Below are 26,943 nucleotides of genomic sequence, written 5' to 3' on the forward strand. Positions count from 1 at the left end.
TCAATCGGGCATTCTTATGGATGTTCATTCGGTTGGCTTCTTTGAGAACTGGGGGTTTGGCGATTTCCAGTTTCTCAAATCCAATCCGAATGAACCAGAACAACCTATTGAAACATCACAGCTAGGCGGCGCCGCGCGTCACCGCGCGCAGCAGGTCGACCGAGACGCCGGTCAGCTCCCGCAGCCGTCCCACCCGCTCCTGCTCGATCGCGCGCAGCACGAGTTCATTGATGCCGCCGACCACGGCGAGCGCGAGGTCGGGCGAGAGCGGCTTGCGCTTGCCTTGTCCGTTCACCGTCTGCAGCATGAAGTCGGCCAGCTCGCGGTTGACCCGGCGGCGGGCGGCCAGTCCCTCGGCGCCGAGGCCGAGAATTTCCACGAACAGGGTGCGCATCAGCACCGGATTGCGCGACAGGCAGTCGAAATACGCCCCGAGCGCCGCCTCGGCCTGCTCCTCCCAGTCATGCGCCGGATCGATCGCCTGCCGCAGCACGTCGAGCGCGTTGCGGCTGGCGGCCTCGTACAGCGCCACGAGGCAGTCGGCCTTGGCGGGGAAATGCTCATAGAAAGTGCGGCGCGACACCGCCGCCGCGCGCACGATGTCGGCAATGGTGGTCTCGGCATAGCCTTTTTCGGCGACCGCCTGCGCCATGCCCTCGAGCAGGCGGTGGCGATGCAGCCGCTCGCTGGCGGAAATGTCTTGTTCTTGCTTCATGTCATCTCGCGTCTGGTACTTGACAGTACCATAAAGCGACCCCACACTGCGGTACTACTTCGTACCAAGGAGCTTACGATGACCGAACTCGTGGTCCGCCGCCTGCTGATCGACCTGGAAACTCCCTTCGACCGCCACTGGTGCGGCGGCGACGCCTTCCGCAGCGCGCTGTTCAATGCGCTGTCGATGAGCTTCCCGGTGGGGGAGCAGTTCTTCATCGACTCGGTGCGCAACGGCTTCAAGGCGCTGCCGGCGGAGAAGCAGGCGCAGTTCAAGGCCGAGGTGCAGGGCTTCGTCGGCCAGGAAGCGACGCATCGCCGCATCCACGGACTGTTCAATGCCCATCTCGAAAAGCAGGGACTGGTCAACGAGTGGGAGCCGCGCGCCCGGGAGCGGCTCAGGCTGATGGAAGGTCAGGATGCGCGGCACTGGCTGGCGATCACCGCGGCCAATGAGCATTTCACCGCGATCTTCGCGGACTGGATGCTGCGCAACCATCAATGGCTCGACGGTAGCGAAGCGCGGCTCAAGACCATGTGGCTGTGGCACAGCGCGGAAGAGTCCGAGCACAAGAGCACGGCCTTCGACCTGTATGTGGCGCTGGGCGGCGATTACGAGTGGCGCATCAAGTGGTTCCGCCGCGTGACCGTGATCTTCCTGAGCGACACGCTGCGCCAGACGCTCAGGAACCTCCAGCGCGACGGCACGCTGTGGAAGCTCGGCACCTGGAAAAGCGCCGCCAGCTACCTGTTCGGCCGGAATGGCCTGGTGCGGCAGACGTACAAGCCGTGGCGTGAATACCTGCGGCGCGATTTCCATCCCTCGCAGCAGGAGACCGGGCTGTCGGAGCGCTGGCTGCGGGATAACCGGGATGCCTATACGCCGGTTGGGGCCTGAGCGGCGGGGATATCGGCGGGGGCGGGAGGTCGGTCGGTTTGACCGTTGATTTCTGCGTAATTTCGGTCGTGCGGGCTCCGCTGGACCGGCACGGAGGCCGGCCCTACTTACGCTGAGTCGGTGGGGCCGGCGTCCCTGCCGGCCCGGACTGCGTGGGTCCGGAGAACGGTTGATGCGCGGGTCGCGCCGGGCAATACAGCTTGTGCCACCTCCGCTGGACCGGCACGGAGGCCGGCCCTACTTACGCCGGGTCGGTGGGGCCGGCGTCCCTGCCGGCCCGGACTACGTCGGTCCGGAGAATGGTTGATGCGCGGGTCGCGCCGGGCAATACAGCTTGTGCCGCCTCCGCTGAGCCGGCACGGAGGCCGGCCCTACTCACGCCGGGTCGGTGGGGCCGGCGTCCCTGCCGGCCCGGACTGCGTGGGTCCGGAGAACGGTTGATGCGCGGGCCGCGCCGGGCAATACAGCTTGTGCCGCCTCCGCTGGGCCGGCACGGAGGCCGGCCCTACTCACGCCAGGTCGGTGGGGCCGGCGTCCCTGCCGGCCCGGACTACGTGGGTCCGGAGAATGGTTGATGCGCGGGTCGCGCCGGGCAATACAGCTTGTGCCGCCTCCGCTGAGCCGGCACGGAGGCCGGCCCTGCTCGGGCTGGGTCGCCAACCCCGACTCGAACCACACCGCAAGTATTCTTTGGTAAAGTGTCCCGGCGCCATCCCGCGCATCGCATAAAACCGGGCCCGCCCATGCAGCGGCCGATACCCACCAAAGGAGCACATCTTGCGCAAGTCCCTCTTTGCCCTCGCGATCGGCGCTGCAATCGCCATCGCCGCACCCGTCCACGCCCAGCAGAAATACCAGCCCGAGTACCGGCTCTCGACCGTGCTCGGCACCGCCTTCCCGTGGGGGAAAGGCGGCGAGCGCTGGGCGGAGCTGGTGAAGGAGAAGACCCAGGGCCGCATCAACATCAAGATGTATCCCGGCACCTCGCTGGTCGCGGGCGACCAGACGCGCGAGTTCACCGCGATCCGCCAGGGCGTGATCGATCTCGCGGTCGGCTCCTCGATCAACTGGTCGCCGCAGGTGAAGGAACTGAACCTGTTCTCGCTGCCCTTCCTGCAGCCCGACTACAAGTCGGCCGACGCGCTGATGAACGGCGAGACCGGCAAGCTGATCTTCAAGGCGATCGAAAAGAACGGCGTGGTGCCGCTGGCCTGGGGCGAGAACGGCTTCCGCGAGATCAGCAACTCCAAGCGCGAGATCCGCACCCCGGCCGACATGAAGGGCATGAAATTCCGCGTGGTCGGTTCGCCGCTGTTCAACGACACCTTCACCGCGCTCGGCGCCAATCCGACGCAGATGAGCTGGGCCGACGCGCAACCGGCGCTGGCCTCCGGCGCGGTCGACGGACAGGAAAACCCGATCTCGGTCTTCCTCGGCGCGAAGATCAGCACCGTCGGCCAGAAGTACCTGACCCAGTGGGGCTACATGAACGATCCGCTGATCTTCGTGGTGAACCGCAAGGTCTGGGACAGCTGGAGCAAGGAAGACCAGGAAGCGGTGCGCGCCGCCGCCACCCAGGCCGGCAAGGAAGAAATCGCGCTCGCACGCAAGGGACTCACCGGCGGCGACAACGCGCTGTGGAAGGAAGTCGAGGCCCAGGGCGTGAAAGTGACCCGCCCGGGCGCGGCCGAGCTCGAAGAGTTCAGGAAACTGACCCGGCCGGTCTATGAGAAGTGGTCGAAGACCATCGGCGTGGACCTGGTGAAGAAAGCGGAAGCGGAAATCGCCGCCCGCAAGTAAGTCATCCGCCTCACGACCTCCCGCGCCGGCCGGCGCGGGAGCCCGCGTACGTTTTCTGCCCCATCATGAGCGACCTCCCCGACAGCGCCGAGTCCCGCGGCGAAGCCCCTCCACGCATACCCGTCAAGATCGAGGAAGCCTGCGCCGCGCTGGCGATGGCCCTGATCTGCTGCATCACCTTCGCCAATGTGATCGTCCGCTATTTCACCGACGTCTCGTTTGCCTTCACCGAGGAATTCTCGATCTTCCTGATGGTAGTGCTGACGCTGTTCGGCGCCGCCGCCGCCTTCGTGCGCGACACCCACATCCGCATGACTTTCCTCACCGAGCGCATGCCGCCCGCGCTGGCGCGCAAGGTCGAATACCTGGTGATGGCGCTGTCGGTGCTGATGTTCGCCATCATCGCCTGGTACGGCAGCTTCCTGTTCTGGGATGACTGGCAGTACGACACCACTTCGCCCGGCATCGGCATTCCGCAGTGGATCTACACGATCTGGCTGCCGCTGCTGTCGCTGGTGATCTGCCTGCGCGTCATCGGCCGCCTGGTCCGCCTCGTTCGCAACGCGCCCGGGAGGCAGGCATGATCGCGGAAGGCAGTGTCATCCTGTTTCTCGGCTTTGCGCTGCTGCTGGCGCTGGGCACGCCGCTGGCGGTGGCGCTCGGCATCGCCGGCAGCGCGGTGATCCTGATCGAGGGGCTCGGCATCATGTCGGTGCCCACCAATGCCTACAACGGCATCGCCAAGTATCCGCTGCTGGCGCTGCCGGTCTTCGTGCTGGCGGGGATGATGTTCGAGCGCGCGGGCGTGGCGCTGCGCATCGTGCGCTTCGCCTCGGCCGTGGTCGGCAGGCGGCGCGGCGCGCAGGGCATCGTCGCCATCCTGGTCTGCATGTTCCTCGGCGGGATTTCCGGCTCCGGGCCGGCCGATGCGGCGGCGGTGGCGATGGTGATGATTCCGGGCATGCTCAGGCAGGGCTATCCGAAGGAATTCTCGGCCACGCTGATCGCGGCCGCGGGCTCCACCGCGATTCTGATTCCGCCCTCGGTGGCGCTGATCGTCTACAGCGTGCTGGTGCCCGCCGCGTCGGTGCCGGCATTGTTCGCCGGCGGCGTCATCCCCGGCATCCTCGCCGGCCTGTCGCTGATCCTGCCGACGCTCTACTTCTCCTGGAAGAACGGCTGGGGCCAGAGCGACGGCGAACCCACGCCGCGCTTCTGGGACAGCTTCAGGGAAGCGATCTGGGGCCTGCTGGCGCCGGTGATCATTCTCGGCGGCCTGCGCACCGGCATCTTCACGCCGACCGAGGCGGCGGTGGTGGCGGCCTTCTATGGCCTGATCGTCGGCGTCTTCGTCTACCGCACGCTGTCGCTGCGCGACATCTACCGGGTGCTGGTGGAATCGGCCGAGATTTCGGCAGTGGTGATGATCATCATTTCGCTCGCCGGCGTGTTCGCCCATGCCGGTTCGACGCTCGGCGCCTTCGATGCCTTCGCCGCGATGCTGCTCGGCTTCACGTCGAGCGAGGCGGTGATGCTGGCGATGATCACCCTGATGCTGCTCATCGCCGGCATGCTGCTCGACGCGGTCTCGGTGTACCTGGTGTTCCTGCCCATCCTGCTGCCCATCATGGCGATCTACAAGTGGGATCCGGTCTGGTTCGGCATCATCATGACGATGAACATGGCGATCGGCCAGTTCACGCCGCCGATGGCGGTCAACCTGATGGTCACCACGCGCGTGGCCGGCATCACGATGGAATCCACGGTACGCTGGGCGCTGTGGATGGTGGCGTCGATGCTCGGCGCGCTGATCCTGGTGACCGCATTCCCGTCGCTGGCGATGTGGCTGCCGCGCACGCTGGGGTACTGACATGGATGACGACATTTTCTATCTCGACGCGGTGGACATGGCCGCCGGCATCCGCGCCGGGCGCTTTTCCGCGCGCGACCTGATGCAGGCCCACCTCGCCCGCATCGAACAGGTCAATCCGCGCCTCAACGCCATCGTCACCCTGCATGCGGAGCAGGCGATGGCCGCCGCCGCCGCCGCCGACAAGGCGCAGGCGCGCGGCGAGACGCTCGGCCCGCTGCACGGCCTGCCGGTGGCGCACAAGGACCTGATGCTGACGAAAGGCATGCGCACCACCTTCGGATCGAAGGTGCACGAGCATTACGTCCCGAGCCGCAACGCGCTGATCGTCGAGCGCCAGCAGCAGGCGGGCGCGATCAGCATCGGCAAGACCAACACGCCGGAATTCGGCGCCGGTTCGCAGACCTTCAATGAAGTGTTCGGCGCGACCCGCAATCCCTATGACCTGAGCAAGACCTGCGGCGGCTCCAGCGGCGGCTCGGCGGTGGCGCTGGCGGCCGGCATGGTGCCGCTGGCCGACGGTACGGACATGGGCGGCTCGCTGCGCTGTCCGGCGAACTTCTGCAATGTGGTCGGGCTGCGCCCGTCTGCCGGCCGCGTGCCGCAGCTGCCCTCGGCCGACGGCTGGAGCACGCTGTCGGTGAGCGGCCCGATGGCGCGCTCGGCGCGCGACCTCGCGCTCTATCTGTCGGTGATGGCCGGCCCCGACGCACGCGACCCGATCGCCATCGCCGAGGACGGCGCCCGCTTCCGCGAGACGCTGGCGCGCGATTTCAGGGGAGCGCGCATCGCCTGGAGCATGGACGTGGGCGGACTGCCGGTGGAGCGGCGGGTGAGTGCGGTCATCGATGCGCAGCGCAGTTTGTTCGAAGATCTCGGCTGCGTGGTCGAGGAAGCCTGCCCGGATTTCCGCGATGCCCACGACATCTTCATGACGCTGCGCGCGCATGCCTTCGAGTCCGGCCTCGGCGCCGTGATGGACAGGCATCCGGGCGTGCTCAAGGACACGGTGGTGTGGAACATCGAGGAAGGCCGCAAGCTGAGCGGACCGCAACTCGCGCGCGCCAACAAGCTGCGCACCGCGCTGTTCCTGCGCATGCATCACTTCATGCAGGAGTACGACTACCTGGTGCTGCCGGTGAACCAGGTCGCGCCCTTCCCGGTGGAGCAGCCCTACGTCACCGAGATCGACGGCGTGAAAATGGACAGCTACATCGAATGGATGAAGTCCTGCTACCTGATCACCGCCACCGGCCATCCCGCCATCTCGGTGCCGTGCGGCTTTACCGGCGACGGCCTGCCGGTCGGGCTGCAGATCGTCGGCCGGCACCAGGGCGAGTTCGCGCTGCTGCAGATCGCGCACGCGTTCGAGCAGGTGAACGGGGCGGGGCGCAGGCGGCCGGTGCTGTAGAGCAATCGGGCGGCGTTGCAATCGTCCTGCCGAGACCGTAAAGTCATGATGACGAAAACGGCAAGTCATTGCATTGAAAGGATGCTGCAAATGACGGCGAGAGAAGCTGCACACGCCATGTACATTGATATCAAAAGACGCCGCCTCGTACTCGCCGCATGCGGGTTGCCGCTCGCCCTGCCCGCGCTTCCCACCCTCGCCCAGCCCGTCGCCCCGCCCGGCCTCGATGTCCCCTACGAACCCTCGCCGCCCGAGGTGGTGGACGCGATGCTCAAGCTGGCCGGCGTCGGGCCGAACGACACCGTGTATGACCTCGGCTGCGGCGATGGCCGCATCGTGATCGCGGCGGCCCGGCGCGGCGCGAAGGGAGTCGGCATCGATCTCGATCCGAAGCGCATCGCCGAAGCGAAGGCCAATGCGGCCAAGGCGGGCGTCGCGGGCCGCACGCGCTTTCGCGTCGGCGATCTCTACGCGAGCGATTTCTCCGACGCCACCGTGGTCACGCTCTTTCTCTGGCCGCATGTGAACCTCAAGCTCAAGCCCATCCTGTGGCAGCAGCTGCGGCCCGGCACCCGGGTGGTTTCGCATATCTGGGAGATGGGACAGGACTGGCCGCCGGAGCGCAGCGAGACCCTCGGCCGCCGGCGCATCCACCTGTGGACGATACGCGACGCGCACAAGCGCGCGCGCTGAGCCTTGCCCTCCGTATAATCTGACCCGTCTTGCACGGCGGCATGCTTGCCGCCGGCACCGGTTGTCAGGAATTCATCTTGGAAGCACACACTCCTTCGCCGCGGCGGCAGCGCCTGCGGCAGCTCGCCGCGCGCGCCGCGCGCGACTTCGGCGGCGTCATCGACAAGTCCCTGGGCTGGCCGCGGCGGCTGCTGGCGCTGGCGCGCGCCCTGGCCTGGTGCGGCGCGGGCGGAATGCTCCTGCTCATCGTCTGGACCATCGTCCTGATCCCCTTCACGCCCGCCATCTCCGACCTGCGCAAGGCCAAGGCGGACGCTCCGGCCATCGTGCTGTCGGCGGACGGCCGGGAGCTGGCGGTGCTGCGGCGGATGAACCGGGAGTGGGTGGAACTGGACAGAATCTCGCCGCACGTGATCGACGCGCTGATCGCCACCGAGGACCACCGCTTCTACCAGCATTTCGGCGTCGATCTGAGACGCACCGCTGCCGGCATCCTGCGCACGCTGCAGGGCGACCCGGAGGGCGGGTCGACGCTGACGCAGCAGCTGGCGCGCAACCTTTATCCGGAAGAGATCGGCCGCCAGCGCACCATCAACCGCAAGCTCAAGGAGCTGATCACCGCGCTGAAGATCGAGATGGCGTATTCGAAGCAGGAGATCCTGCTCACCTATCTCAACACCATGCCCTTCCTCTACAACGCCTTCGGCATCGAGATGGCGGCACGCACCTATTTCGACAAGCCGGCGGCACGGCTGAACGTGCTCGAAAGCGCGACCCTGGTCGGCATGCTCAAGGGCACCAGCTACTACAACCCGGTGCTCAATCCGGAGCGCGCGCTGGCGCGGCGCAATGTGGTGCTGGCGCAGATGGTCAAGCGCGGCAAGCTCGGCCAGAACCAGTTCGCCGCGCTCAAGTCGCGTCCGCTGCACCTGGACTTCGAGCGCCAGCCCGAGCCGCTCGGCGAGATGCCGCATTTCACCAATCACCTGCGCAAGTGGCTGGTCGACTGGGCCGACCGCAACGACTACAACCTGTATGCCGACGGCCTGGTGATCCACACCACGATCGATTCGCGCCTGCAGGCGATGGCGCAACAGGCGGCCACGCGCCGTCTCGCAATGCTGCAGGCGGTGGCCGACGTCGAGTGGGGCATGGCGGGCGAGCGGCTGCTGTCGACCAGCGTGCACGGCTACGCGGGAATGCGACGCCAGGTCCAGCCCTTCGGCCATCTCTGGCGCAGCCGGCCGGAACTGGTCGATGCCTTCGTGCGCGAATCGGGCGCCTACCGCGCGGCGATCGCCGACGGCGCCGCGCCCGACGCGGCGCTGGCCGCGCTCAAGGCGGACGCCGCCTTCATGTCGAGACTGCGCGCCGACAAGACGCGGCTGGAGACCGGCATGGTGGCGCTCGACCCGCTGAGCGGCGCGGTCAGGGCCTGGGTCGGCAGCCGCGACTTCGACGTCGACAACTTCGACCACGTGGCGCGCGCGCGGCGCCAGCCCGGCTCCACTTTCAAGCCCTTCGTCTACGGCGCGGCGCTGGAACAGGGCATGGATCCGCAGCGCCGTTTTACCGACCGCGAAGTCGAAATTCCGATGGGGAACGGCAGCGTCTGGCGACCGACCGATGCCGCCGCGCCGAGCGGGCGCGAGATGAGCCTGCGCGATGCGCTCGCCTATTCCAAGAACACCATCACGGCGCAAGTGATGCAGGAAGCCGGGCCGCACGCGGTCGCCGCCTTCGCGCGCAAGCTCGGGGTGCGCGACAGCGTGCTCGATCCGGTACCGGCGCTCGCGCTCGGTACCAGCCCGGTATCGCTGCTGGAAATGGCGAGCGCCTACGGCACCATCGCCAGCGGCGGCGTCTATCGCGCGCCCCTGCTGGTGACGCACATCACCGGCAGCGACGGGCAGGAACTGGCGCGCTTCGCCTCCGAAGGCGAGCGTGTGGTATCCGCCGAGGTCGCGCACGAACTCACCGAGATGCTGCGCGCCGTGGTCGAGCGCGGCACCGGCCGCGCGGTCCGTTCGCAGTTCGGCGTACGCGGCGAAGTGGCCGGCAAGACCGGCACCACCCAGAACAACACCGACGGCTGGTTCATGCTGATGCATCCGCGCCTGGTGGCCGGCGCCTGGGTCGGTTTCAACGATGCCCGCATCGCCATGCGCAGCAGCCACTGGGGCCAGGGCGCGCAGACCGCGCTGCCGGTGGTCGGCGAGTTCGCGCGCCGCGCGCAGCAGGCCGGACTGATGGACAGCCGGGCGCATTTCCCGCAGCCGCCGGCCTCATGGTGGGACCGCACCATGCAGCAGGTGGCCGCCTGGTTCGGCTGGGAAGACGAGGCAGACAAGCCGCAGCCGGACAAGCCCCGCGCGCGCACCCGACCGGCCGCGCCGGCGCCGGCTCCGGCTCCGGCGCCCGTTCCGGCGCCGGACGACTTGCCGCCGCAGATGGATGAACTCGAACGCATCCGCCGCCAGGCATGGGAAGACGAGGCAGCCGCAGCGGCGGCGCCGGACGCGGCATCGATCCCGGCCGAGCAGACCGGGTCGGTGGAGAAGCTGCCGGAGGCGGTGCGTTAGCCGAATCAGACTGGCCATACGCAATGAGGCATGGCGGGATCGCCGGAACCGGGAGAGGCGCTACCCGCGCCATATCGGCGTTTCCTGCCAGCCTTCTCGAAATCCCGCGGCCTCAAGGCTCAACAGATCGGACTTGGGGAACGTCTCCACGTGCGTTTTGACGCGCTCTGCCCAGCCCGATAAGGGACTTATTCTGCGCAGCAGCAGCTGCAGACAGGTCAAGCCGCCAAACACCTTTTCTGTCGCGCGGGCTTCCCGGTGCAAGGGTTGTAGCCAACGACAGCGGTCGAGAGGTGGCAGTTTCAAGACATCGGGAAGTGTGCGGTTCCACAGCCGTGAATGGTGGGCGGTCACGTTTCGGATGAAGTTGAAACTTCGAAGCCAGCTCGCAAGGACGTGTCCGTCGAGCGAGCCGTACTCCTGCGCGATGGCATTCTGGTCGCGCATCTGCATGCCGGAGAAGAATCTGGATAGTAAACCAAAGTCCCAGAGTTCAATGGCCACCCATATTGGCATCCGGCCGTCGTAATCACGCCTGTGGTGCTTCACGAAGTCTTCTTTCGAGTCCACGCACGCTTTCTGGAAACGAGCGAGCCACTTGTCGTAGGCGCTCGCCTGATCATTCCCGGCCGGGCGGCGAGTGAATTTTCCGTCCAACAGCTCACGCTTGAGATGGGCCTCGGGGTGGAGCTTGCCCAACCTGTGGGCAATGGCTACTCGGACCGACACTTCGACAGCCTCAATCGCATCCATGGCGAGAAGGCGTAGTGTTTTGTCGAACTGAACCAGTCGAGCAACCAGTTCGAAAGACGCGCCATCGACAAAATCATCCAGCCGTCCGGGCTCCCCGCAGGGCTTTGTCTTACGCAAAGGATAGAAATATCCGGAGAGGCGGTAATAGCCGTGGTGCTGCAGGAATTGCAATGCGGCGGAGCGATTGGCAACCTGCAGGCCGCGCTCGATAAGCTGGTCGAGCTGCTGCTCCCGGCTGAGGTGTGGCTTCAGGGGGCGGAGCTGGCTAACCATTCCGGGCCCCGAAAAGAGAAACCCCCCACATGACACACCGCGCTTTCGCCGGGGCCAGAGGTGAGGGGCATATTGCGGGACATTCTGCCATCAATTATTTTGAGTGTCTAGCGCCCGGCGGAAGCATCTCCTACGGGCTCAACAATTAACTTTTCGACAATTCGGCAGGCAGTATACCGCAGGTGTTCAGCCTTTCATCCCCCTGCGACCATCAGGCGGTTCCTTCGCGCCCGGCGCGACCGCGTGCAGCTCCTCGCCGCAGCGACGGCGCCGGATGCGGCATCGATCCCGGTCGAGCAGACCGGGTCGGTGGAGAAGCTGCCGGAGGCGGTGCGTTAGCGCGAGCCCGGCGCTAGACCGTTACCGGGCTTTGCACCGGCGGCGTGCCTTCCTTGAAGTGCTGTTTCAGCAGCCCCCGCAGCTCGGGTGAATCCTGGTGGCGGTGCACGGTCACCGCATGCTGGACGGCCGCTTCCAGCAGCTCGTCTTCGGTGTCGGCCGCGATCGCGATCGAGCACTGGATGTCGCTCGGGACTTCGCGGCAGTCGATGTATCTGCGTGTCATGATGACCTCCGGGCGCGGCGCCGTGCCGCGTTCATTCACTATAGGGCGCGTGCGGCCGGCGGTCTGAGCTGGCGCAAGGGTCGGAGGCGTTCGGCGATGCCCGTCGCTCAGCGTGCGCCGTGCTCGTGCGCCAGGGTGTCGGCCGGCGCCAGGCCAAGGCCGAACAGTTCGCCGAGGGCGGCGCGATACTCGTCGGCCGCCATCCGCATGCTGTTGTTGTGGCTGGCGCCGTCGACCAGCAGCAGTTTCTTCGGCCCGCGCGCCGCGGCATGCAATTCCTCGCTGAAGCGCGGCGCCACGTAGCGGTCGTCGGTACCATGCACGAGCAGCACCGGCAGTTCCACCTCGGCGATCTTGGATACCGAGTCGAACTTCTGCGACAGCAGCAGTTGCACCGGAAGCCAGCGATAGCTGAGGCTGCGGGCGATGTCGGCCAGCGTGGTGAACGAGGATTCCACGATCAGGCCGCGCGCCGCCGGCAGGGTGTCGGCGCGCAGCCGGTGGGCCAGGTCCACCGCCACCGCACCGCCGAGCGAATGGCCGTAGATGAAGCGGCGCGACGGGTCCGGCTGCAGCGATGCGAGATGGCGCCAGGCCACGCGCGCGTCTTCATACACGGTCTCCTCGGACGGCAGCTGGCCGCCGCTCTTGCCGAAGCCGCGGTAATCGATGGCGAGCACCGAAAAGCCGAAATCGCGCAGCTGGCGGATGCGGAACAGGTGGCCGGTCAGATTCCAGCGCGCGCCGTGCAGATAAAGCAGCGCCGGCGCGTCGGCCCGCTCGGCCGGCCACCACCAGGCGTGCAGGCGTTCTTCGCCGCCCTCCTTCAGGGGCAGCCAGGTCTCGACCAGGCCCTCGGGCACGCCGCTGTACCAGCCGGCCGTGCCGGGTTCGATGCGGAAGGTCAGTTCGCGCTCCTTCTGCGATAGCTGGGCGCAGCCCGCGGCCAGCAGCGGGCCGATCGCCAGCAGGCAGGCAAGCGCGAGCGGACGGCGGCGCGTGAACCGGCGCAGGCCGTCGGATGGGAGTTTCTGGGACATGCTGGATCAGGGATCGGGTATCGGGATTGCGAAGCGGGATGAGACTTCGCTGGTGACGGAATGTTCGCAGATTAATCATTCCCTTGCTGGAACCGTCCCTCGCGGGACGAGTCAGAGCTGTTGCTTTTGACAAGTTTTTTCCCGACGACAAGGAGCATGACCATGAAACGCAGCGCATCGGCAGTCTGGCAGGGCGATCTCAAGGGCGGCAAGGGCAGCATTTCCACCGCCAGCACCGTCCTCAAGGACACGCAGTATTCGTTCGGCACCCGTTTCGAGAACGGCGCCGGCACCAATCCCGAAGAACTGATCGCGGCCGCCCATGCCGGCTGCTTCTCGATGGCGCTGTCGGCCGCGCTGGCCGGCGCCGGATTCACCCCCGAGCGCGTCGCCACCGAGGCCACCGTCTCGCTGGAGCAGGTGCAGGGCGGCTGGTCGATCACCACGGTGGCGCTCAGGCTCGACGCCCGCGTGCCCGGCATCGACCAGGCGAAGTTCGACCAGCTGGCCCAGGATGCGAAGCAGAACTGCCCGGTATCGAAGGTGCTGAACGCGGAGATCACCCTGGAGTCGACGCTGCAGACCTGAACCGGGACGAAAAAAAGCGGATGCTTCCCGCATCCGCCCCGCCGGTCTCTCAGGCCGAGGCCAGGGCCGGCGCGCTGCGCGCCTGGCCGAGCAGCGCCTTCCCCACCACATACTCGAGCGCGGTGCCCGCGCTCAGCACCGCCGCCCCCGTCACCAGCATCTGAAACGGCGTCATCCAGACCGACAGTACCCAGAACAGGCACAGCGACAGCATGCGCAGGCCCCACAGCACCAGTTCGCGCGCGAAGATGCGGTCGGGCAGCGCGCCGTGGATGTCGAGCGTACGCTGATTGAGCACCTGCTCGCTCGCCAGCAGGAAGGGCGAGCCGGCCGCCTTGAGGATGGAATAGGCCACGAACAATCCGGGCAGCCAGGCGCTGGCGCCCAGCAGCACGAACGCGGCGCCGACCACCAAGCAGGACAGGCCCAGCCACTGCGCGCGGTTGTCGACGTCGCGGCGGCGCCGGGTGAAGTACAGTGCGAGACCGCCGACCAGCCCGGCGCAGGTGCTGACCCAGCCGAAGTGGCTCGCGCTCGCCAGCGCCCTGGCCGCGCCGGTGGCATGCATGGCCTGGCCGATGCCGAACAGTCCGGACTCGAGGAAGAACAGCGGCAGGCAGGCGATGAACTGCGGCTGGCGCAGCACCGATACCGGGTCCTGCAGGCTCACCGGCCCGGTATCCGGGATCGCCCTGCCCAGCAGCAGCGCGCCGAGCAGGCAGAGCGCGCCGTACAGCCAGTACACGAAGCGCGCCTGCTCGCCAGAGGCGGCCAGCAGCAGCGTCGACAACAGGCTCATCGCGACGCCGAGCACCACCACCGCCGTGCAGGAACAGGCGGCATAGGTATCGCGCTCGCCGTCATCGAGCAGGGCCATTTCCAGCGCGTGACGTCCGCCCCAGGTCAGTCCGAGATAGCTGCCGAAGGCGATCGCCATCGTCGCCACCGACCCGTCGCCGAACAGCAGCAACAGGCCCGGCACCACGAAACCGAGCCGCAGCAGGCGGGCGCCGGACAGTTTCAGCCGGGGGCCGAAGCGATAGGCGAGGAAGGTGGCCAGCATGGCAACGGTGAGCATGGCCGCGCTGTAGCGGAAAATCGCATGCACATCGTCGCGGCCGACGACGAAGAAACCGATGAAACCGCCGAGTGAACCGACCGCGCCCTGCAGGCCGATCAGCGGAAGAATCGCTCGTTGATTGGGAGTCATGAAATACCGCGGGGAAGCTGAATGGCCGGTCAGACCGATTCTCCGCAGCAATAGTTCCAACTGGAAAAGTAGCGCCGGCCGCAGGCAGCCTACTCCGCGCCGCCGGCGCCGCCAGGCTCAAGCACGAGCGCCGGGTCGAACAGCGGATTCTCCCATTCGATATCGCCGGGACTGGCGGCCGCGTTGCGATTGCGGGCATAGCCGCGGGGATTGGCGACGACGCGCGTACCGTGGATCATGTAATCGAAACTGTCGTGCACATGCCCGTGCACCCACAGATCGGCCTTGCCCATCATCGGCGTCAGGTCGCTGACGAAGGCGGCGTTGACCGGCGATCCTGCATAGCGCGCATGGATCGACGAAGGGTGCGGGCCGTGATGCGTGACGACGACCGTGGGGCCGGCGAAGTGCCGGTCCAGTTCCGCCGCCAGCCAGGCGCGCGAGGCCTCATGTTCGCGCAGCGCGTCCGCCGCGAGGAACAGCCCTTCCCCGTGGCGTATCAACCGGTGGTCGTAGAGCATGCTGTTGGCCTGCGCCATCAGCGCCTCGCGCTCGCCGCCCATGACCCGGTAGTCGGTCCACAGGCAGCAGCCGAGGAAGCGCACGCCATCGATGACGACGCTGTCCCGCTCCAGGAAACGCACCGGCGTGCCCCTGCTGCGCTCGCGCAGCTGCGCGATCAGGGTGCCGTACTCATGGTGATAGCCCTCGTGATTGCCGATCACATACACCACCGGCACCGGCCAGTCCGCGAAGCAGTCGATGGCGCCGGCGCCGGAATGGATGTCGCCGGCAATCACCAGCACATCGGCGCCCGCGGGATCGATCACGCGATAGCCGGGGAAGCGTTGCTGCAGCAGGTCGAGATGCAGGTCGGATGCGATCTGTATTTTCATTCTTGTTCGCCGTGAAGGGTGGGTGGATGCGGCGCTGCGCCGGGTCTGTCCAGCGACCGATTCTAAACGCTGGCGGCATTCCGCGCCCGCGGCGTATCGCGCAACCGCACCCGGGAGTACGGACGAAAAAAAACCCGCGGATGAACCATCCGCGGGTGAAATCCAACTCTTGGAGAGTGGAGGAGACACTGTACGGGCCGCCGCGCAGGCAGCGGCCCTGAATGAGGAGCCGGGCAGGAGGCCCGGCCGGAACATCAGCTGCCGGAGCTTGTGCCGTTGGCGGCGCCGTTGCGCGCGGCAACCGCTTCCTGGCGCACTTCGTCGCGGCTGCGGGTCGAGGCGACCTGGGTGAACTCGACGAACTCGGGCGAGCGGTTGGACGCGTAGACGCCCCGCGCGTAGTCGCGCTCGAGTTCGGCCTGCACTTCGGCGCGGGTCTTGCCGGCGGTCGCGGCGGCCGTCGGTTCGACGAACTCCGGCGAACGCTGGGCGAGAGCGGGGGCGCCGTTCAGCTCGGCCCTGACTTCGGCGCGGCTCTTGGTGCCGACGAACTTGCTCTGGTCGACGTAGGGATAGGTGTCATCGGCGATAGCGGAGCCAGCGGCGAGAACGGCTGCAACAGCAATCAGATTCTTGATCTTCATTTTTCAACTCCTGTTCATTAAGGTCGTTGCGCTCGGTTGATGGAGCACAGTCTAGCGTTCGCGCGTTGCCGGAAAAACAGCAAATGTCGCAATGCACCATTCCTGTTTTGGAAACAATGCCGCATTGCTTTCCAGGGTCCGCGCACCCGTCTCCTCGTGCGGCGTCAGTCGCGCCGCACTGTATGTATTCATTGCCAGCCGCCGCCGAGGGCGCGTACCAGCGCCACCGTGTTGGCTGCCCTTGCGCCGCGCAGCTGCACCGCGGCGCGCTCGATACTGGCCAGGTTGCGCTGCGCGTCGAGCACATCCAGGTAGCCGGAACGGCCGGCCCGGTAGAGCTTGTCCGCCAGCTCCGCCGAGCGCCGCGCCGAGGCGAGCGCGGCGTCGATCGCCTCGGCCTGCTGCGACAGCGTGCGCAGGCCGGCCAGGTTGTCCTCGACCTCGGCGAACGCCGCCAGCACACTCTGGCGATAGGCGGCGGTCGCCTCTTCCAGCGCCGCTTCCGAGCGGGCGATGTTGGCGCGGTTGCGACCGCCGTCGATCACCGGCAGCGACAGCAGCGCGCCGATCACCCAGCTGCGGCTGCTCCAGCGGAAAACGTCCGCCAGCTCGCCCGACTCGCCGCCGCCGGCGGCCGTCAGCTGCAGCGCCGGAAAGATCGCAGAACGCGCCAGCCCGATGCGCGCGTTGGCGGCCATCATCGCCTGCTGCGCGGCGCTGATGTCGGGCCGCCGCTCGAGCAGCGCCGAGGGCAGGCCGGCCGGCACCTGGGGCAGGGCCGCCGACGCCGGCAGCGGATCGACAGCCGCCGAGAATCCGGATGCCGGGCGCCCCAGCAGCAGCGCCAGCGCATGCTCGAGCTGCGCGCGCTGACGCTCCAGCGCGATCGCATCGGAGCGCGTGGTCTCCAGTTCGGTCCGGGCACGCACCAGGTCGAGTTCGCCGAGGTCGCCCAGCTCGTAGCGGCGCTGGTTGATACGGACGTTTTCCTCGCGCAGCCTGACCGTCTCCCTCAGCAGCGCCAGCTCGGCATCCGCCGCGCGCAGCCTGAAGTAGGTCTGCGCCACGTCGGCCTGCAGCGCCAGCAGCACCGAGCGCATCGCCGCTTCGCTCGCCTGGGCGTCGGCCTGCGCCGCGCTGACATTGCTGCTGACCCGGCCGAAAAGGTCGACTTCATAACTCGCCGACAGCCGCGCCTGGTAGACGGTCGCCGGCGATACCGGCGTGCCCTCCGGCAGGCCGAGCGAGGCCGGGGATGAACGGCCGCGCCGCGCGCCCGCGTCGACTCCGACCTGCGGCACCCGGTCCGCCTCGGCGATGCCGGCGATCGCGCGCGCCTGCTTCATGCGCGCCACCGCCTGCGCCAGCCCGGGATTGGCCCGGGTGGCCTCATCGATCAGGCTGTCGAGCCGGCTGTCGCCGAAAGCCTTCCACCACAGCCCGCGCTCCTGCGCCTCGGCCGGCTGCGCGGTCTTCCAGCGGCCCTGCTCTTCCTTGAACGCGGCCGGCATGTCGATTTCCGGCATGCGCAGCTCGGGCGCGGCGCAGCCTGCCAGGACCAGTGCCGCCAGCAGCGGCGTGGCGAGTTTCCATTTCATGTTCTTCATGTCGTTTTCCCTGCCCTTGTTACGCAATGCGTGCCGGATCGGATTCAGGCGCGGACGGCGCCGGCGCTTTCCTGCGGTAGCGGAGGTCGAAACCGCGCAGCAGCACATAGAACACCGGCGTCAGGAACAGCCCGAACAGCGTCACGCCCAGCATGCCGGCGAACACCGCGATGCCCATCGCCTGCCGCATCTCGGCGCCCGCGCCGGAGGAGAACACCAGCGGCACCACGCCCATGATGAAAGCGATCGAGGTCATCAGGATCGGGCGCAGACGCAGCCGGCAGGCTTCCAGCGCCGCCTGCACCACGCCGCGGCCGTGCTGCTCCAGCTCGCGGGCGAATTCCACGATCAGGATCGCGTTCTTCGACGCCAGGCCGACCAGCACGAACAGCGCGATCTGGGTGAAGATGTTGTTGTCGCCGCCGGTCAGCTTGACGCCGAGCAGCGCGCACAGGATCGACATCGGCACGATCAGGATCACCGCCAGCGGCAAGGTCCAGCTTTCGTACTGCGCGGCCAGCACCAGGAAAACCAGCAGCACGCACAGCGGGAACACGATGATCATGGTGTTGCCCGCCAGGATCTCCTGGTAGGTCAGCTCGGTCCACTCGTAGCTGATCCCCTTGGGCAGCACTTCCCTGGCGATGCGCTCCATCGCCGCCTGCGCCTGGCCGCTGGAGACGCCGGGGGCGGCCGCGCCGTTGATGTCGGCGGAGACGTAGGCGTTGTAGCGCTGCACCCGGTCGGGGCCGTAGCTGTCGGAGACGCGCATCAGCGACGACAGCGGGATCATCTCGCCGCGGTCGTTGCGCACCTTCAGCTGCGCGATCTGCTCGGCCTGGGAACGGAACGGCGCATCCGCCTGCACCTTCACCTGGTAGGTGCGGCCGAACTGGTTGAAGTCGTTCACATACAGCGAGCCGAGATTGATCTGCAGCGTCTGGTGTATGGTCGCCAGCGGCACACCGAGCTGCTTGGCCTTGGTGCGGTCGATGTCGGCGAACAGCTGCGGCACGTTGATCTGGTAGCTGGAGAACACGCCCGTCAGCTCCGGCGTCTGCCAGGCCTTCGCCTGCAGTGCCTGCACCGCCTTGTACAGCTCGTCGAAGCCGAGATTGGCGCGGTCTTCCACCATCAGCTTGAAGCCGCCGATGGTGCCGAGGCCGTTCACCGGCGGCGGCGGAAACACCATGATGAAGGCATCCTCGATCGCGCCCAGCCTGGCGTTGATCTGCTGCGCGATCGCCGGGCCGGAAAGATCGGACGAGGTGCGCTTGTCGAAGCTGTCGAGGCCGACGAACACGATGCCTGCGTTCGGTGCATTGGTGAAGCCGTTGATCGACAGGCCGGGGAAGGCGATCGCATCCTTCACGCCCGGCACCGTTTTGGCGATGTCCGACATGCGGCGTATCACGGCGTCGGTGCGGTCGAGCGAGGCCGCGTCCGGCAATTGCGCGAAGCCCACCAGGTACTGCTTGTCCTGCCCCGGCACGAAACCGCCCGGAACCGCCTTGAACACCAGCAGCGCAGCCACCGACAGCAGCGCATACACCGCCAGCGACGCCGCCTTGCGGTTGAGCACCGCCTTCACGCCGCCCTCATAGCGCTGCGAGGCGCGACCGAAGAAGCGGTTGAACCAGTTGAAGAAGCGGCCGAACACGCGCTCCATGCCGCGGGTGAGGAAGTCCTTCGGCGCGTCATGCGGCTTGAGCAGCGCCGCGGCGAGCGCCGGCGACAGGGTCAGCGAGTTGAAGGCCGAGATCACGGTGGAGATCGCGATCGTCAGCGCGAACTGGCGGTAGAACTGGCCCGACAGTCCGGAGACGAAGGCGATCGGCACGAACACCGCGCACAGCACCAGCGCGATCGCGATGATGGGGCCGCTCACTTCCTTCATCGCCTGTACCGTGGCGTCGCGCGGCGACAGGCCGTTGTAGATGTTGCGCTCGACGTTTTCCACCACCACGATCGCGTCGTCGACCACGATGCCGATCGCCAGCACCAGGCCGAACAGCGACAGCGTATTGATCGAGAAGCCGAAGGCCATCAGCACCGCGAAGGTACCGACGATGGATACCGGCACCGCCACCAGCGGAATGATGGATGCGCGCCAGGTCTGCAGGAACACGATCACCACCAGCACCACCAGCGCGATCGCTTCCAGCAGCGTCTTGACCACTGCCTTGATCGATTCCCGCACGAACTGCGTCGGGTCGTACACCACGTTGTAGGCGACGCCTTCCGGGAAGTCGCGGCTGAGTTCTTCCATCTTCGCCCGCACATCGGACGACAGCTGCAGCGCGTTCGCCTGCGGCGCCTCGAAGATCGCGATCGCCGCCGCCGACTGGTTGTTGAGCAGCGAGCGCAGCGCATAGTCGCTCGAGCCCAGCTCCAGGCGCGCGACGTCGCGCAGGCGGGTGACCGAACCGTCGCTGCCGGTGCGCACGATGATGTCGCCGAACTCTTCCTCGGACTTCAGCCGGCCCTGGGTATTCACGGTCAGCTGGAATTCCGCGTGCTTCGACGGCGACTGTCCGATCACGCCGGCGGCCACCTGCACATTCTGTTCGCGGATCGCGGCCACCACGTCGGAGGCGGTCAGGTTGCGCGCCGCCACTTTCTGCGGATCGAGCCAGACCCGCATCGCATAGTCGCCGGCGCCGAACAGCAGCACTTCGCCCATGCCGGGAATGCGCTGCAGCTGGTCCTTGATGTTGAGCACCGCGTAGTTGCGCAGGTAGACGTCGTCATAGCGGCCGTTCGGCGAAGAAAGGTGCACCACCATGGTCAGGTTGGGCGAGCTCTTGGCGGTGGTGACGCCGATCTGGCGCACCTCTTCCGGCAGGCGAGGCAGCGCCCGCTGCACCCGGTTCTGCACCGCGGTCTCGGCCTGTTCGACGTCGGTGCCGATCTTGAAGGTCACGGTCAGCGCCAGCGCGCCGTCGGACGTCGCCTGCGACGACATGTAGAGCATGCCTTCGACGCCGTTGATCTGCTCCTCGAGCGGCGCGGCCACGGTTTCGGAAATGACCTTGGGATTGGCGCCCGGGTATTGCGCGCGCACCACCACCGACGGCGGCACCACGTCCGGATATTCGGACACGGGCAGCCTGAACAGCGCCAACACGCCGGCCACGAAAATCAGGATCGACAGCACGGCCGCGAAGATCGGGCGGTCGATGAAAAAGCGGGAGAAATTCATTTTGTGCTCTCTTGTTGCATGGTTTGGGCAACAACTCGCCCTGTCCCCCTCGTGGAGGGACCTGGCTGACTATGTCGGGGGTCGGGTCAGGACTTGGTGGCCGCGCCCTTGGCTTCGGCTTTCGCCGGCTGTCGTTCGCCGTCCATCGGCACCAGCTGCGCGGTCACCGGCTCGCCCGGCTTGACGCGCTGCAGTCCGTTGACGACGATCTTCTCGCCCGGCCGCAGGCCGTCGCGCACCACGCGCAGGCCGTCGATCACCGGGCCGAGCCGCACCGGCCGGTATTCCGCGCGGCCCTCGCCGTTGACCACGTAGACGAACTTGCGGTCCTGGTCGGTGCCGACCGCGCGCTCGGCGATCAGCGCGGCCGGCGTCCGGCCATCCTTGCCGCCGGCGGATTCGAGCTGCACCCGCGCGAACAGCCCGGGCGCGAGTGCGCCGTCCTGGTTCCTGAACACCGCCCGCATGCGCACGCTGCCGCTGGCGGGATCGACCCGGTTGTCGACGAACTCGAGTTCGCCCTGGTGCGGGAAGCCGGTTTCGTTGGCCAGGCCGATGCGCACCGTCACCGGTTTGCCCGACCGCGCATGCGCGCCGACCTGCAGGAAGCTCTGCTCGTCGCCCTCGAAGCTGGCGTAGATCGGGCTGCTGCTGACCACCGAAGTGAGCACGACGTTGCCGTCGACGAGATTGCCGGTGGTGACCTCGGCCTTGCTCACGCGTCCGCTGATCGGCGCATGCACGCGGGTGAAGCCGAGATCGAGCCTGGCCGCCTCATACGCTGCCTGGGCGGCGCGGGCGCTGGCCTCGAGCTCTTTGACGCTGGAGGCCTTTTCGTCGGCCTCCCGCTGCGCGATCGCTTTTTCGGCGACCAGCTTTTCCGCCCGCGTCAGCTCGGTGCGCGCGAGGTCGGCCCTGGCGCGTGCCGCCAGCGCCGCCGCTTCGAGGCGCCGCGCCTCGGCCTCGTAAGGACGCGGATCGATCACGAACAGCAGGTCGCCCTTCTTCACTTCCGCGCCCGGTTTGAAATGGATGGAGGCGATGAAGCCCGACACGCGCGGGCGGATCTCGACGCGCTCCACGGCTTCCAGGCGGCCGGAGAATTCGCGGGTTTCCACCACCTCGCGTCCGATCACTTCGGCCGTCGAGACCGGCGGCCCGCCGGCGGCGGCCTTCATTTCCTGCGCAGCCGGTTCGCTGCAACCCGTGAGCATTGCGCCGGAGGCGGCAAGCGTCAGCGCCGCGGCGGCCATCATGGATATCTTCTTCATGTTCTTTGCTTCCATCTGAATCGGTTGATCGGTGTGATGCTGAGGCCTCCCCCTGTGTCAGGGTCAAGCCATGTTTTTCGATTCCTTGCCCAGGCCGGCGAGAAACGCCGTCATCTCCTGCAGCACGTCTTCCTTGCGTGCGCACTGACATCGGGCCTGCGGCCGGCCAATGCCCGCCGCCGGCAGCTGCCGCACCCGCGCCTGCACGCCGGCCGCCTGCAGCTTCGCCCCGTACTGCACGGCTTCGTCGCGCAGCGGATCGTCGTCGGTCGACAGGATCAGCGCCGGCGGCAGTCCCCTGAGCCGGCTGGACTGCAGCGGGCTCGCATAGGGATGGATGCGGTCCATCGCGCGCGGCAGGTAGCCGCGATAGCCGAGCGCGCAGGCATCCGCGGCCCGCTCGGCCGCCCGGTCTTCCACGCTGCGCATCGAGCAGCTGGTCAGACCCGGGTCGAGCATCGGCATCAGCAGCATCTGCCCGGCCAGCTGCGGCCCGCCGCGATCGCGCGCCATCAGCGCCGAAACCGCCGCCAGGTTGCCACCCGCCTCGATGCCCGCGCTCACCAGCAGTTCGCCCTGGCATCCGAGCCGGCGCCGCTCGCGCCGGGCCCAGCGCAGCACCGCGTGGGCATCCTCGGCGGCGGCCGGGAAGGGACTGACGCGCGCCGTGGTATAGGCCGCGCCGAGCACCGCCCAGCCGGTGTGCGAGGCCAGCGCCTGCAGGAAGGGCAGCGCCTCTTCCAGCTCGCAATCGATGAAGCCGCCACCGGGAAAGAACACGATCAGCCCGGTCGCGGCCGCGGGTACCCAGAGCCTGGCGGCCAGGGGCAGGCTCGCTCCCCTGGCGATCAGGTCCTTGCCGGCAATCCCGGCGGCTTCGGTCTTTGCGCTATCCATGGCATGCATCAAGCTGTGTGCGGCTGATGCGTCGCACTATATCTTTGTTCTAGAATGTGAATAAACAGCAAGAATGCGAATTTACTGTTCAAACTTCTGAACAATCCGGAGGACAGGATGGACAAGTTGCAGGCGATGGAAGTCTTCGTACAGGTGGTGGATGCCGGCAGTTTCACCCGCGCGGCGGACATCATGAAGCTGCCGAAGGCGACAGTGTCGACGCTGGTGGCCAACCTCGAAACGACGCTGTCGGTCAGGCTGCTCAACCGCACCACGCGGCGCATCAGCCTCACCGCCGACGGTGCCGCCTACTACGAGCGCTGCCTCGGCATCCTGTCGGATGTGCGCGAGGCGGAAGACGCGCTGTCGAAGACCCGCGTGAGTCCTTCGGGCCGTCTTCGGGTCGACGTGCCCACCGGACTGGGGCGCCACCTGCTGGTGCCGGCGCTGCCCGACTTCCTGCGCCGCTATCCCGACATCCATCTCGAACTCGGCTGCAGCGACCGTCCGGTCGACCTGCTCGAGGAAGGTGTCGACTGCGTGCTGCGCGGCGGCGAGCTGGCCGATTCCTCGCTGATCGCGCGGCGCGTGGCATCGGTGCATTTCGTCACCTGCGCCGCGCCCTCCTACATCGCGCTGCACGGACGGCCGACCCATCCCGACGATCTGCTCAACCACGAGTGCGTGAACTATTTTTCGTCGAAGTCGGGCAAGATCATGGAATGGGATTTCGCGCGCGGCGAAGAGCGGGTGAGAATCCGGGTCCCGGGCCGCATCGCGGTCAACGACTCGGATGCCTACATGGCCGCGGTCCTGGCCGGCATGGGCGTGGCGCAGATGGCCGCATCCAATATCTGCCCCTTCCTGCAGTCGGGGCAGCTGGAACTGGTGCTGGAAGACTGGTGCGTCGACCCGCTGCCGCTGCACATCATGTATCCGCAGAACCGCCACCTGTCCGCCAAGGTGAGGGTATTCGTCGAATGGGTGGCGGAGCTGCTGGCCGATCATCCGGCGATGCAGATCCGGGCCGGCAACTGCCCGCTGCAGATGGCGGCGCAGGAAAAGCAGGCGCTGCAGATGGCGCCCGCCAAAACAAAAGCGCCCGCATTGGCGGGCGCGGAGAAAAGCGCGCGGGTGAAAGCGGCGCGCCCCTCGGGACGCGCCGGCTGAATCAGGCGGCGGCAGCGCTTTCGCCGGCGGCGCGCTTCTTGTCGGCGGCCTTGGCGCGCACGCGGGACGGCGGCAGGCGGCGCAGGGTGCGCAGCGACTGCAGATCGTGGATGACGATCGCGCGCTGGTCGACGGAGATCAGGCCGATCGCATTGAAGGCGGAGAAGGTGCGGGACACGGTCTCCAGCGTCAGGCCAAGGTAGTTGCCGATTTCCTGGCGGGTCATGCGCAGGTTGAACTGGGTGCCCGAGTAACCCATGTCGGAGAAACGCTCGGACAGGAACACCAGAAAGCGGGCGACGCGGGCCTCGGCGCTGAGCGAGCCGAGCGTGCTGATCATCGCCTGCTCGCGCACCAGCTCGCGGCTCATCACGGCGTAGATGGCGGCTTCCAGCTCGGCGTTGGTGCGGCCCAGGCCGGAGAAGATCTTGAACGGGACCAGGATCACGTCGCAGTTGGTCAGCGCCACGGTCTCGGTCGAATACTGCTTGCGGTGAATGCCGTCGATGCCGAACATGTCGCCCTTCATCGGGAAGCCGAGGACCTGTTCATTGCCGAGCTCGTCGATCATCACGGTCTTCAGGAAGCCGGAGTTGACGATGTAGAGCATGTCGAAGGGCTGGCCGATGGTGTGAATGCGCTGGCCGGCCTTGAACTGCATGTGCTGGAACTGGTAGTCGTCGTTTTGCACGCGCGCCTGGATGCGCAGCAGATCGCACACTTCCTTCAGGTTGGACCACAGTTTTGCCTGACGCTGCCATGCTGCACCGGCCGGAGACGGAGTGGCCAGCGACATCGAACCGGAACGAATATCGGAGAGTTGCGAAGTCAGCATTGTTTTCACCTTGTTTTCAATTTGTGTTTGTCGTTCATCGCAAGGACTCTTTGCGACAGGGCAATCAGTGGATTGAATTATGTCGATTTGACCAATTGCGGGAAATCAGCGGAAGGATGAAATGGAGTGTCGGCATTCACGCGCAGCCATTCGGATTTTTCCTACAGCGGTATCTGTAAGGAAATGTTGCTGAACGTAACGCGCACAGAGGGGAAAGAGCGGGAGGACGGTAACAGGCGCCGATCCCTTCCCTGTTTGTGGGTAGGGATTTTCCGAACGGGAATTGATCGACGAATAAGAGCCCGGAGTACCGCTCAGGAAGCGTCGGCGGAATTCGACGGGGTTGCCCGGTGCTGGCGGGCGAGCTTGATGACCGCGTTGCGGATCGACGCGATGACCGCCGAGCCGTTGAAGGGTTTGACGATGAAGCCGTGGACGCCCAAACCGGCGGCCTTCTGCACCGTCGGCGCGTCGAGCGTGCCGGAGACCAGGAACAGCAGCGACTTCGGCAGCTGCTCGCGCAGCCACGCGAGCCGGGCGAAGCCTTCCTCGTCGTGCGTGCCGATATCGATGCACACCAGCTGCGGCTGCAGCCTGACCAAGCCGGCCATCCCGGAAGAGCTGGTGTTGGAACCGCCCACCACCTCGAATCCGCCGCCGTCCAGCACCGACGTCAGCAGGCTGCGCGAGATCGCATTGGCATCGATGACGGCGACTTTAAGCATTCGGGATCCTCGGCAGACGGTTGCCCCCGCCGCGGAAGGCGGGGCCGTTGCATTTGAGCATTAAAGCCCGGGCGGCGCAAGAGGCTGCCCTTCGCCGGCCACGGCTGGCAGCGCCGGATGGCTTTGCATAGAATGACAGGGAAACATATTCCCGGAGACCGCCATGCCCCGCCTGACCGCCGCACTGCTCCTCGTCCTGCTGCCCGCGGCCGTCCAGGCACAGGATGCCTGCCCCGCGCTGCTCGACCAGAGCTTCAAGCGGCTCCAGGATGAAGCGCCGCAGAACCTGTGCCAGTACAAGGGGCGCGTGCTGCTGGTCGTGAACACGGCGAGCTACTGCGGCTTCACCAGTCAGTACGAGGGCCTGGAGGCGCTGCATGCGAAATACCAGCCGCGCGGCCTGACCGTGCTCGGCTTTCCCTCCAACGACTTCGGCAACCAGGAGCCGGGCGACAGCAAGCAGATCGCGGACTTCTGCTTCAACACCTATGGCGTGAAGTTTCCGATGTTCGCCAAGAGCGTGGTCAGCGGCGCCGCCGCCAACCCGCTTTACACCGAACTGGCCCGCCAGACCGGCAGCCCGCCGCGCTGGAACTTCCACAAATACCTCATCGACCGCAACGGCAAGGTAAGCGCCGCCTACGGCAGCCGCACCGCACCCGACGACCCGAAACTGATCGCCGACGTGGAGCGCCTGCTGAACCAGAAGCGGTGAAGGATTTGCGAAAAAAGAAATAGCGCGGGGCAATACACGGGCTATCATGCGCATGAACGATTCTGACCTCTGTCACCTGCCCTCTGACCTCTGACAAGGAGCGCACATGTACCGCAACATACTCGTGGCCTACAACGGCACTCCCGAGAGCCGTGTCGCCCTGCAGGAATGCATACGCCTGTCGCCCGGGCCGGGCGCGCAGATCCACCTGCTGGCGGTGGTGACGCCGGTGCCCATCGTGCTGGCGGGGGAATTCGTGGCCGCCGTGCCGACGGTGGACGAAGAGCAGGCGGAACGCGACGCGATGGAGCAGGTGCTCCAGGCCGGCCGCAAGATGCTGGCCGACGCCGGACTCAGCGTCTCCACCCATCTCGAAGTCGGCGAACCGGTGAACGTGATCGCGGGGACCTCCAGCCGCCTCGGCTGCGACCTGGTGATCGTCGGTCACTCGCGCCAGAAGCCGTTCGCGCTGCGCTGGTGGCGCGGCTCGACCGACTCGCTGCTGGCGGACAAGGTGCGCTGCAGCCTGCTGGTGGCGGCGGAAGCGAAGCTGTAACCGCCCGCGCACGGCCCGGCCGTCCGAA

The 26,943-nt window shown here is 66.9% G+C and carries 24 protein-coding genes; 11 read left to right on the forward strand and 13 right to left on the reverse strand.

The features are described 5' to 3' along the window. Positions 1-121: 121 nt before the first annotated feature. Positions 122-715, reverse strand: coding sequence for a TetR/AcrR family transcriptional regulator (locus NCCP691_RS15395; RefSeq protein ID WP_220809442.1), 594 nt, complete (start codon positions 713-715; stop codon positions 122-124). 78 nt (positions 716-793) lie between these two features. Here NCCP691_RS15395 and NCCP691_RS15400 point away from each other — a divergent pair, with 78 nt between their 5' ends. The 7 genes from NCCP691_RS15400 to NCCP691_RS15430 all read left to right on the forward strand — a co-directional run bounded on the left by NCCP691_RS15400 (position 794) and on the right by NCCP691_RS15430 (position 9,968). Further along, the gene (locus tag NCCP691_RS15400; RefSeq protein WP_220809443.1) at positions 794-1,612 is read left to right on the forward strand and encodes a metal-dependent hydrolase; all 819 of its coding nucleotides are present in this window, start codon (positions 794-796) and stop codon (positions 1,610-1,612) included. A gap of 777 nt (positions 1,613-2,389) precedes the next feature. Further along, complete coding sequence (locus tag NCCP691_RS15405) at positions 2,390-3,412, forward strand: DctP family TRAP transporter solute-binding subunit (RefSeq protein ID WP_373870365.1); 1,023 nt, start codon at positions 2,390-2,392, stop codon at positions 3,410-3,412. Positions 3,413-3,477: 65 nt separating this feature from the next. After that, on the forward strand, positions 3,478-3,996 hold the full coding sequence (locus NCCP691_RS15410) for a TRAP transporter small permease (RefSeq protein ID WP_220809444.1): 519 nt from the start codon (positions 3,478-3,480) through the stop codon (positions 3,994-3,996). Continuing rightward, positions 3,993-5,282 carry a TRAP transporter large permease gene (locus NCCP691_RS15415; protein ID WP_220809445.1) on the forward strand — a complete coding sequence of 430 codons (1,290 nt, stop codon included), beginning with the start codon at positions 3,993-3,995 and terminating at the stop codon, positions 5,280-5,282. The genes NCCP691_RS15410 and NCCP691_RS15415 overlap by 4 nt, the downstream gene beginning before the upstream one ends. Before the next feature lies 1 nt (position 5,283). Further along, complete coding sequence (locus NCCP691_RS15420) at positions 5,284-6,693, forward strand: amidase (RefSeq protein ID WP_220809446.1); 1,410 nt, start codon at positions 5,284-5,286, stop codon at positions 6,691-6,693. 117 nt (positions 6,694-6,810) lie between these two features. Further along, on the forward strand, positions 6,811-7,386 hold the full coding sequence (locus NCCP691_RS15425; RefSeq protein WP_220809447.1) for a class I SAM-dependent methyltransferase: 576 nt from the start codon (positions 6,811-6,813) through the stop codon (positions 7,384-7,386). A gap of 188 nt (positions 7,387-7,574) precedes the next feature. Then, positions 7,575-9,968: a penicillin-binding protein 1A gene (locus tag NCCP691_RS15430; protein WP_238482467.1), complete on the forward strand. Its 2,394-nt coding sequence runs from the start codon at positions 7,575-7,577 to the stop codon at positions 9,966-9,968. Between the two features lie 60 nt (positions 9,969-10,028). Here the strand turns inward: NCCP691_RS15430 and NCCP691_RS15435 are convergent, their stop codons facing one another. The 3 genes from NCCP691_RS15435 to NCCP691_RS15445 all read right to left on the reverse strand — a co-directional run bounded on the left by NCCP691_RS15435 (position 10,029) and on the right by NCCP691_RS15445 (position 12,599). Beyond that, on the reverse strand, positions 10,029-10,994 hold the full coding sequence (locus NCCP691_RS15435; protein ID WP_220809449.1) for an Abi family protein: 966 nt from the start codon (positions 10,992-10,994) through the stop codon (positions 10,029-10,031). Positions 10,995-11,346: 352 nt separating this feature from the next. Continuing rightward, the gene (locus tag NCCP691_RS15440) at positions 11,347-11,559 is read right to left on the reverse strand and encodes a DUF1059 domain-containing protein (protein WP_220809450.1); all 213 of its coding nucleotides are present in this window, start codon (positions 11,557-11,559) and stop codon (positions 11,347-11,349) included. Between the two features lie 107 nt (positions 11,560-11,666). Next, positions 11,667-12,599 carry an alpha/beta hydrolase gene (locus NCCP691_RS15445; protein WP_220809451.1) on the reverse strand — a complete coding sequence of 311 codons (933 nt, stop codon included), beginning with the start codon at positions 12,597-12,599 and terminating at the stop codon, positions 11,667-11,669. 162 nt (positions 12,600-12,761) lie between these two features. Between NCCP691_RS15445 and NCCP691_RS15450 the strand changes: the two genes are divergently transcribed. Beyond that, positions 12,762-13,187 (forward strand): OsmC family protein, encoded by a 426-nt coding sequence (locus tag NCCP691_RS15450; protein ID WP_274387239.1) that lies wholly within the window; start codon positions 12,762-12,764, stop codon positions 13,185-13,187. Between the two features lie 49 nt (positions 13,188-13,236). On the opposite strand, the gene NCCP691_RS15455 is transcribed toward NCCP691_RS15450, so the two are convergent. From NCCP691_RS15455 to NCCP691_RS15485, 7 genes are all read right to left on the reverse strand, one after another. Continuing rightward, positions 13,237-14,397 carry a hypothetical protein gene (locus tag NCCP691_RS15455; protein WP_220809453.1) on the reverse strand — a complete coding sequence of 387 codons (1,161 nt, stop codon included), beginning with the start codon at positions 14,395-14,397 and terminating at the stop codon, positions 13,237-13,239. Between the two features lie 89 nt (positions 14,398-14,486). Beyond that, positions 14,487-15,293: a metallophosphoesterase gene (locus NCCP691_RS15460; RefSeq protein ID WP_220809454.1), complete on the reverse strand. Its 807-nt coding sequence runs from the start codon at positions 15,291-15,293 to the stop codon at positions 14,487-14,489. Positions 15,294-15,547: 254 nt separating this feature from the next. Continuing rightward, a complete protein-coding gene (locus NCCP691_RS15465; RefSeq protein ID WP_220809455.1) occupies positions 15,548-15,937 on the reverse strand; it encodes a DUF4148 domain-containing protein in 390 nt (129 codons plus the stop codon). 188 nt (positions 15,938-16,125) lie between these two features. Then, positions 16,126-17,544: an efflux transporter outer membrane subunit gene (locus tag NCCP691_RS15470; protein ID WP_238482459.1), complete on the reverse strand. Its 1,419-nt coding sequence runs from the start codon at positions 17,542-17,544 to the stop codon at positions 16,126-16,128. 19 nt (positions 17,545-17,563) lie between these two features. Further along, the gene (locus NCCP691_RS15475) at positions 17,564-20,746 is read right to left on the reverse strand and encodes an efflux RND transporter permease subunit (protein ID WP_220809456.1); all 3,183 of its coding nucleotides are present in this window, start codon (positions 20,744-20,746) and stop codon (positions 17,564-17,566) included. An 86-nt stretch (positions 20,747-20,832) separates the two neighbouring features. Then, on the reverse strand, positions 20,833-22,017 hold the full coding sequence (locus tag NCCP691_RS15480) for an efflux RND transporter periplasmic adaptor subunit (protein ID WP_220809457.1): 1,185 nt from the start codon (positions 22,015-22,017) through the stop codon (positions 20,833-20,835). Between the two features lie 63 nt (positions 22,018-22,080). Continuing rightward, a complete protein-coding gene (locus tag NCCP691_RS15485) occupies positions 22,081-22,914 on the reverse strand; it encodes an alpha/beta hydrolase fold domain-containing protein (RefSeq protein WP_238482460.1) in 834 nt (277 codons plus the stop codon). A gap of 117 nt (positions 22,915-23,031) precedes the next feature. Between NCCP691_RS15485 and NCCP691_RS15490 the strand changes: the two genes are divergently transcribed. Beyond that, entirely contained in the window at positions 23,032-24,084 is a 1,053-nt protein-coding gene (locus NCCP691_RS15490; RefSeq protein WP_220809459.1) for a LysR family transcriptional regulator, read from the forward strand. A 1-nt stretch (position 24,085) separates the two neighbouring features. On the opposite strand, the gene NCCP691_RS15495 is transcribed toward NCCP691_RS15490, so the two are convergent. Both NCCP691_RS15495 and NCCP691_RS15500 read right to left on the reverse strand, forming a co-directional pair. Continuing rightward, the gene (locus NCCP691_RS15495; RefSeq protein WP_220809460.1) at positions 24,086-24,919 is read right to left on the reverse strand and encodes a Crp/Fnr family transcriptional regulator; all 834 of its coding nucleotides are present in this window, start codon (positions 24,917-24,919) and stop codon (positions 24,086-24,088) included. Between the two features lie 314 nt (positions 24,920-25,233). Then, positions 25,234-25,644 carry an ANTAR domain-containing response regulator gene (locus tag NCCP691_RS15500; RefSeq protein WP_220809461.1) on the reverse strand — a complete coding sequence of 137 codons (411 nt, stop codon included), beginning with the start codon at positions 25,642-25,644 and terminating at the stop codon, positions 25,234-25,236. Between the two features lie 163 nt (positions 25,645-25,807). On the opposite strand from NCCP691_RS15500, the gene NCCP691_RS15505 reads away from it, so the two are divergent. Together NCCP691_RS15505 and NCCP691_RS15510 are read left to right on the forward strand one after the other, a co-directional pair. Beyond that, positions 25,808-26,359, forward strand: a complete 552-nt coding sequence (locus NCCP691_RS15505; protein WP_220809462.1) for a glutathione peroxidase — start codon at positions 25,808-25,810, stop codon at positions 26,357-26,359. Positions 26,360-26,465: 106 nt separating this feature from the next. Then, positions 26,466-26,915, forward strand: a complete 450-nt coding sequence (locus NCCP691_RS15510; protein ID WP_220809463.1) for a universal stress protein — start codon at positions 26,466-26,468, stop codon at positions 26,913-26,915. Positions 26,916-26,943: the final 28 nt, after the last annotated feature.

Source organism: Noviherbaspirillum aridicola, from assembly GCF_019656455.1.
Classification (GTDB): Bacteria; Pseudomonadota; Gammaproteobacteria; order Burkholderiales; family Burkholderiaceae_D; genus Noviherbaspirillum; species Noviherbaspirillum aridicola.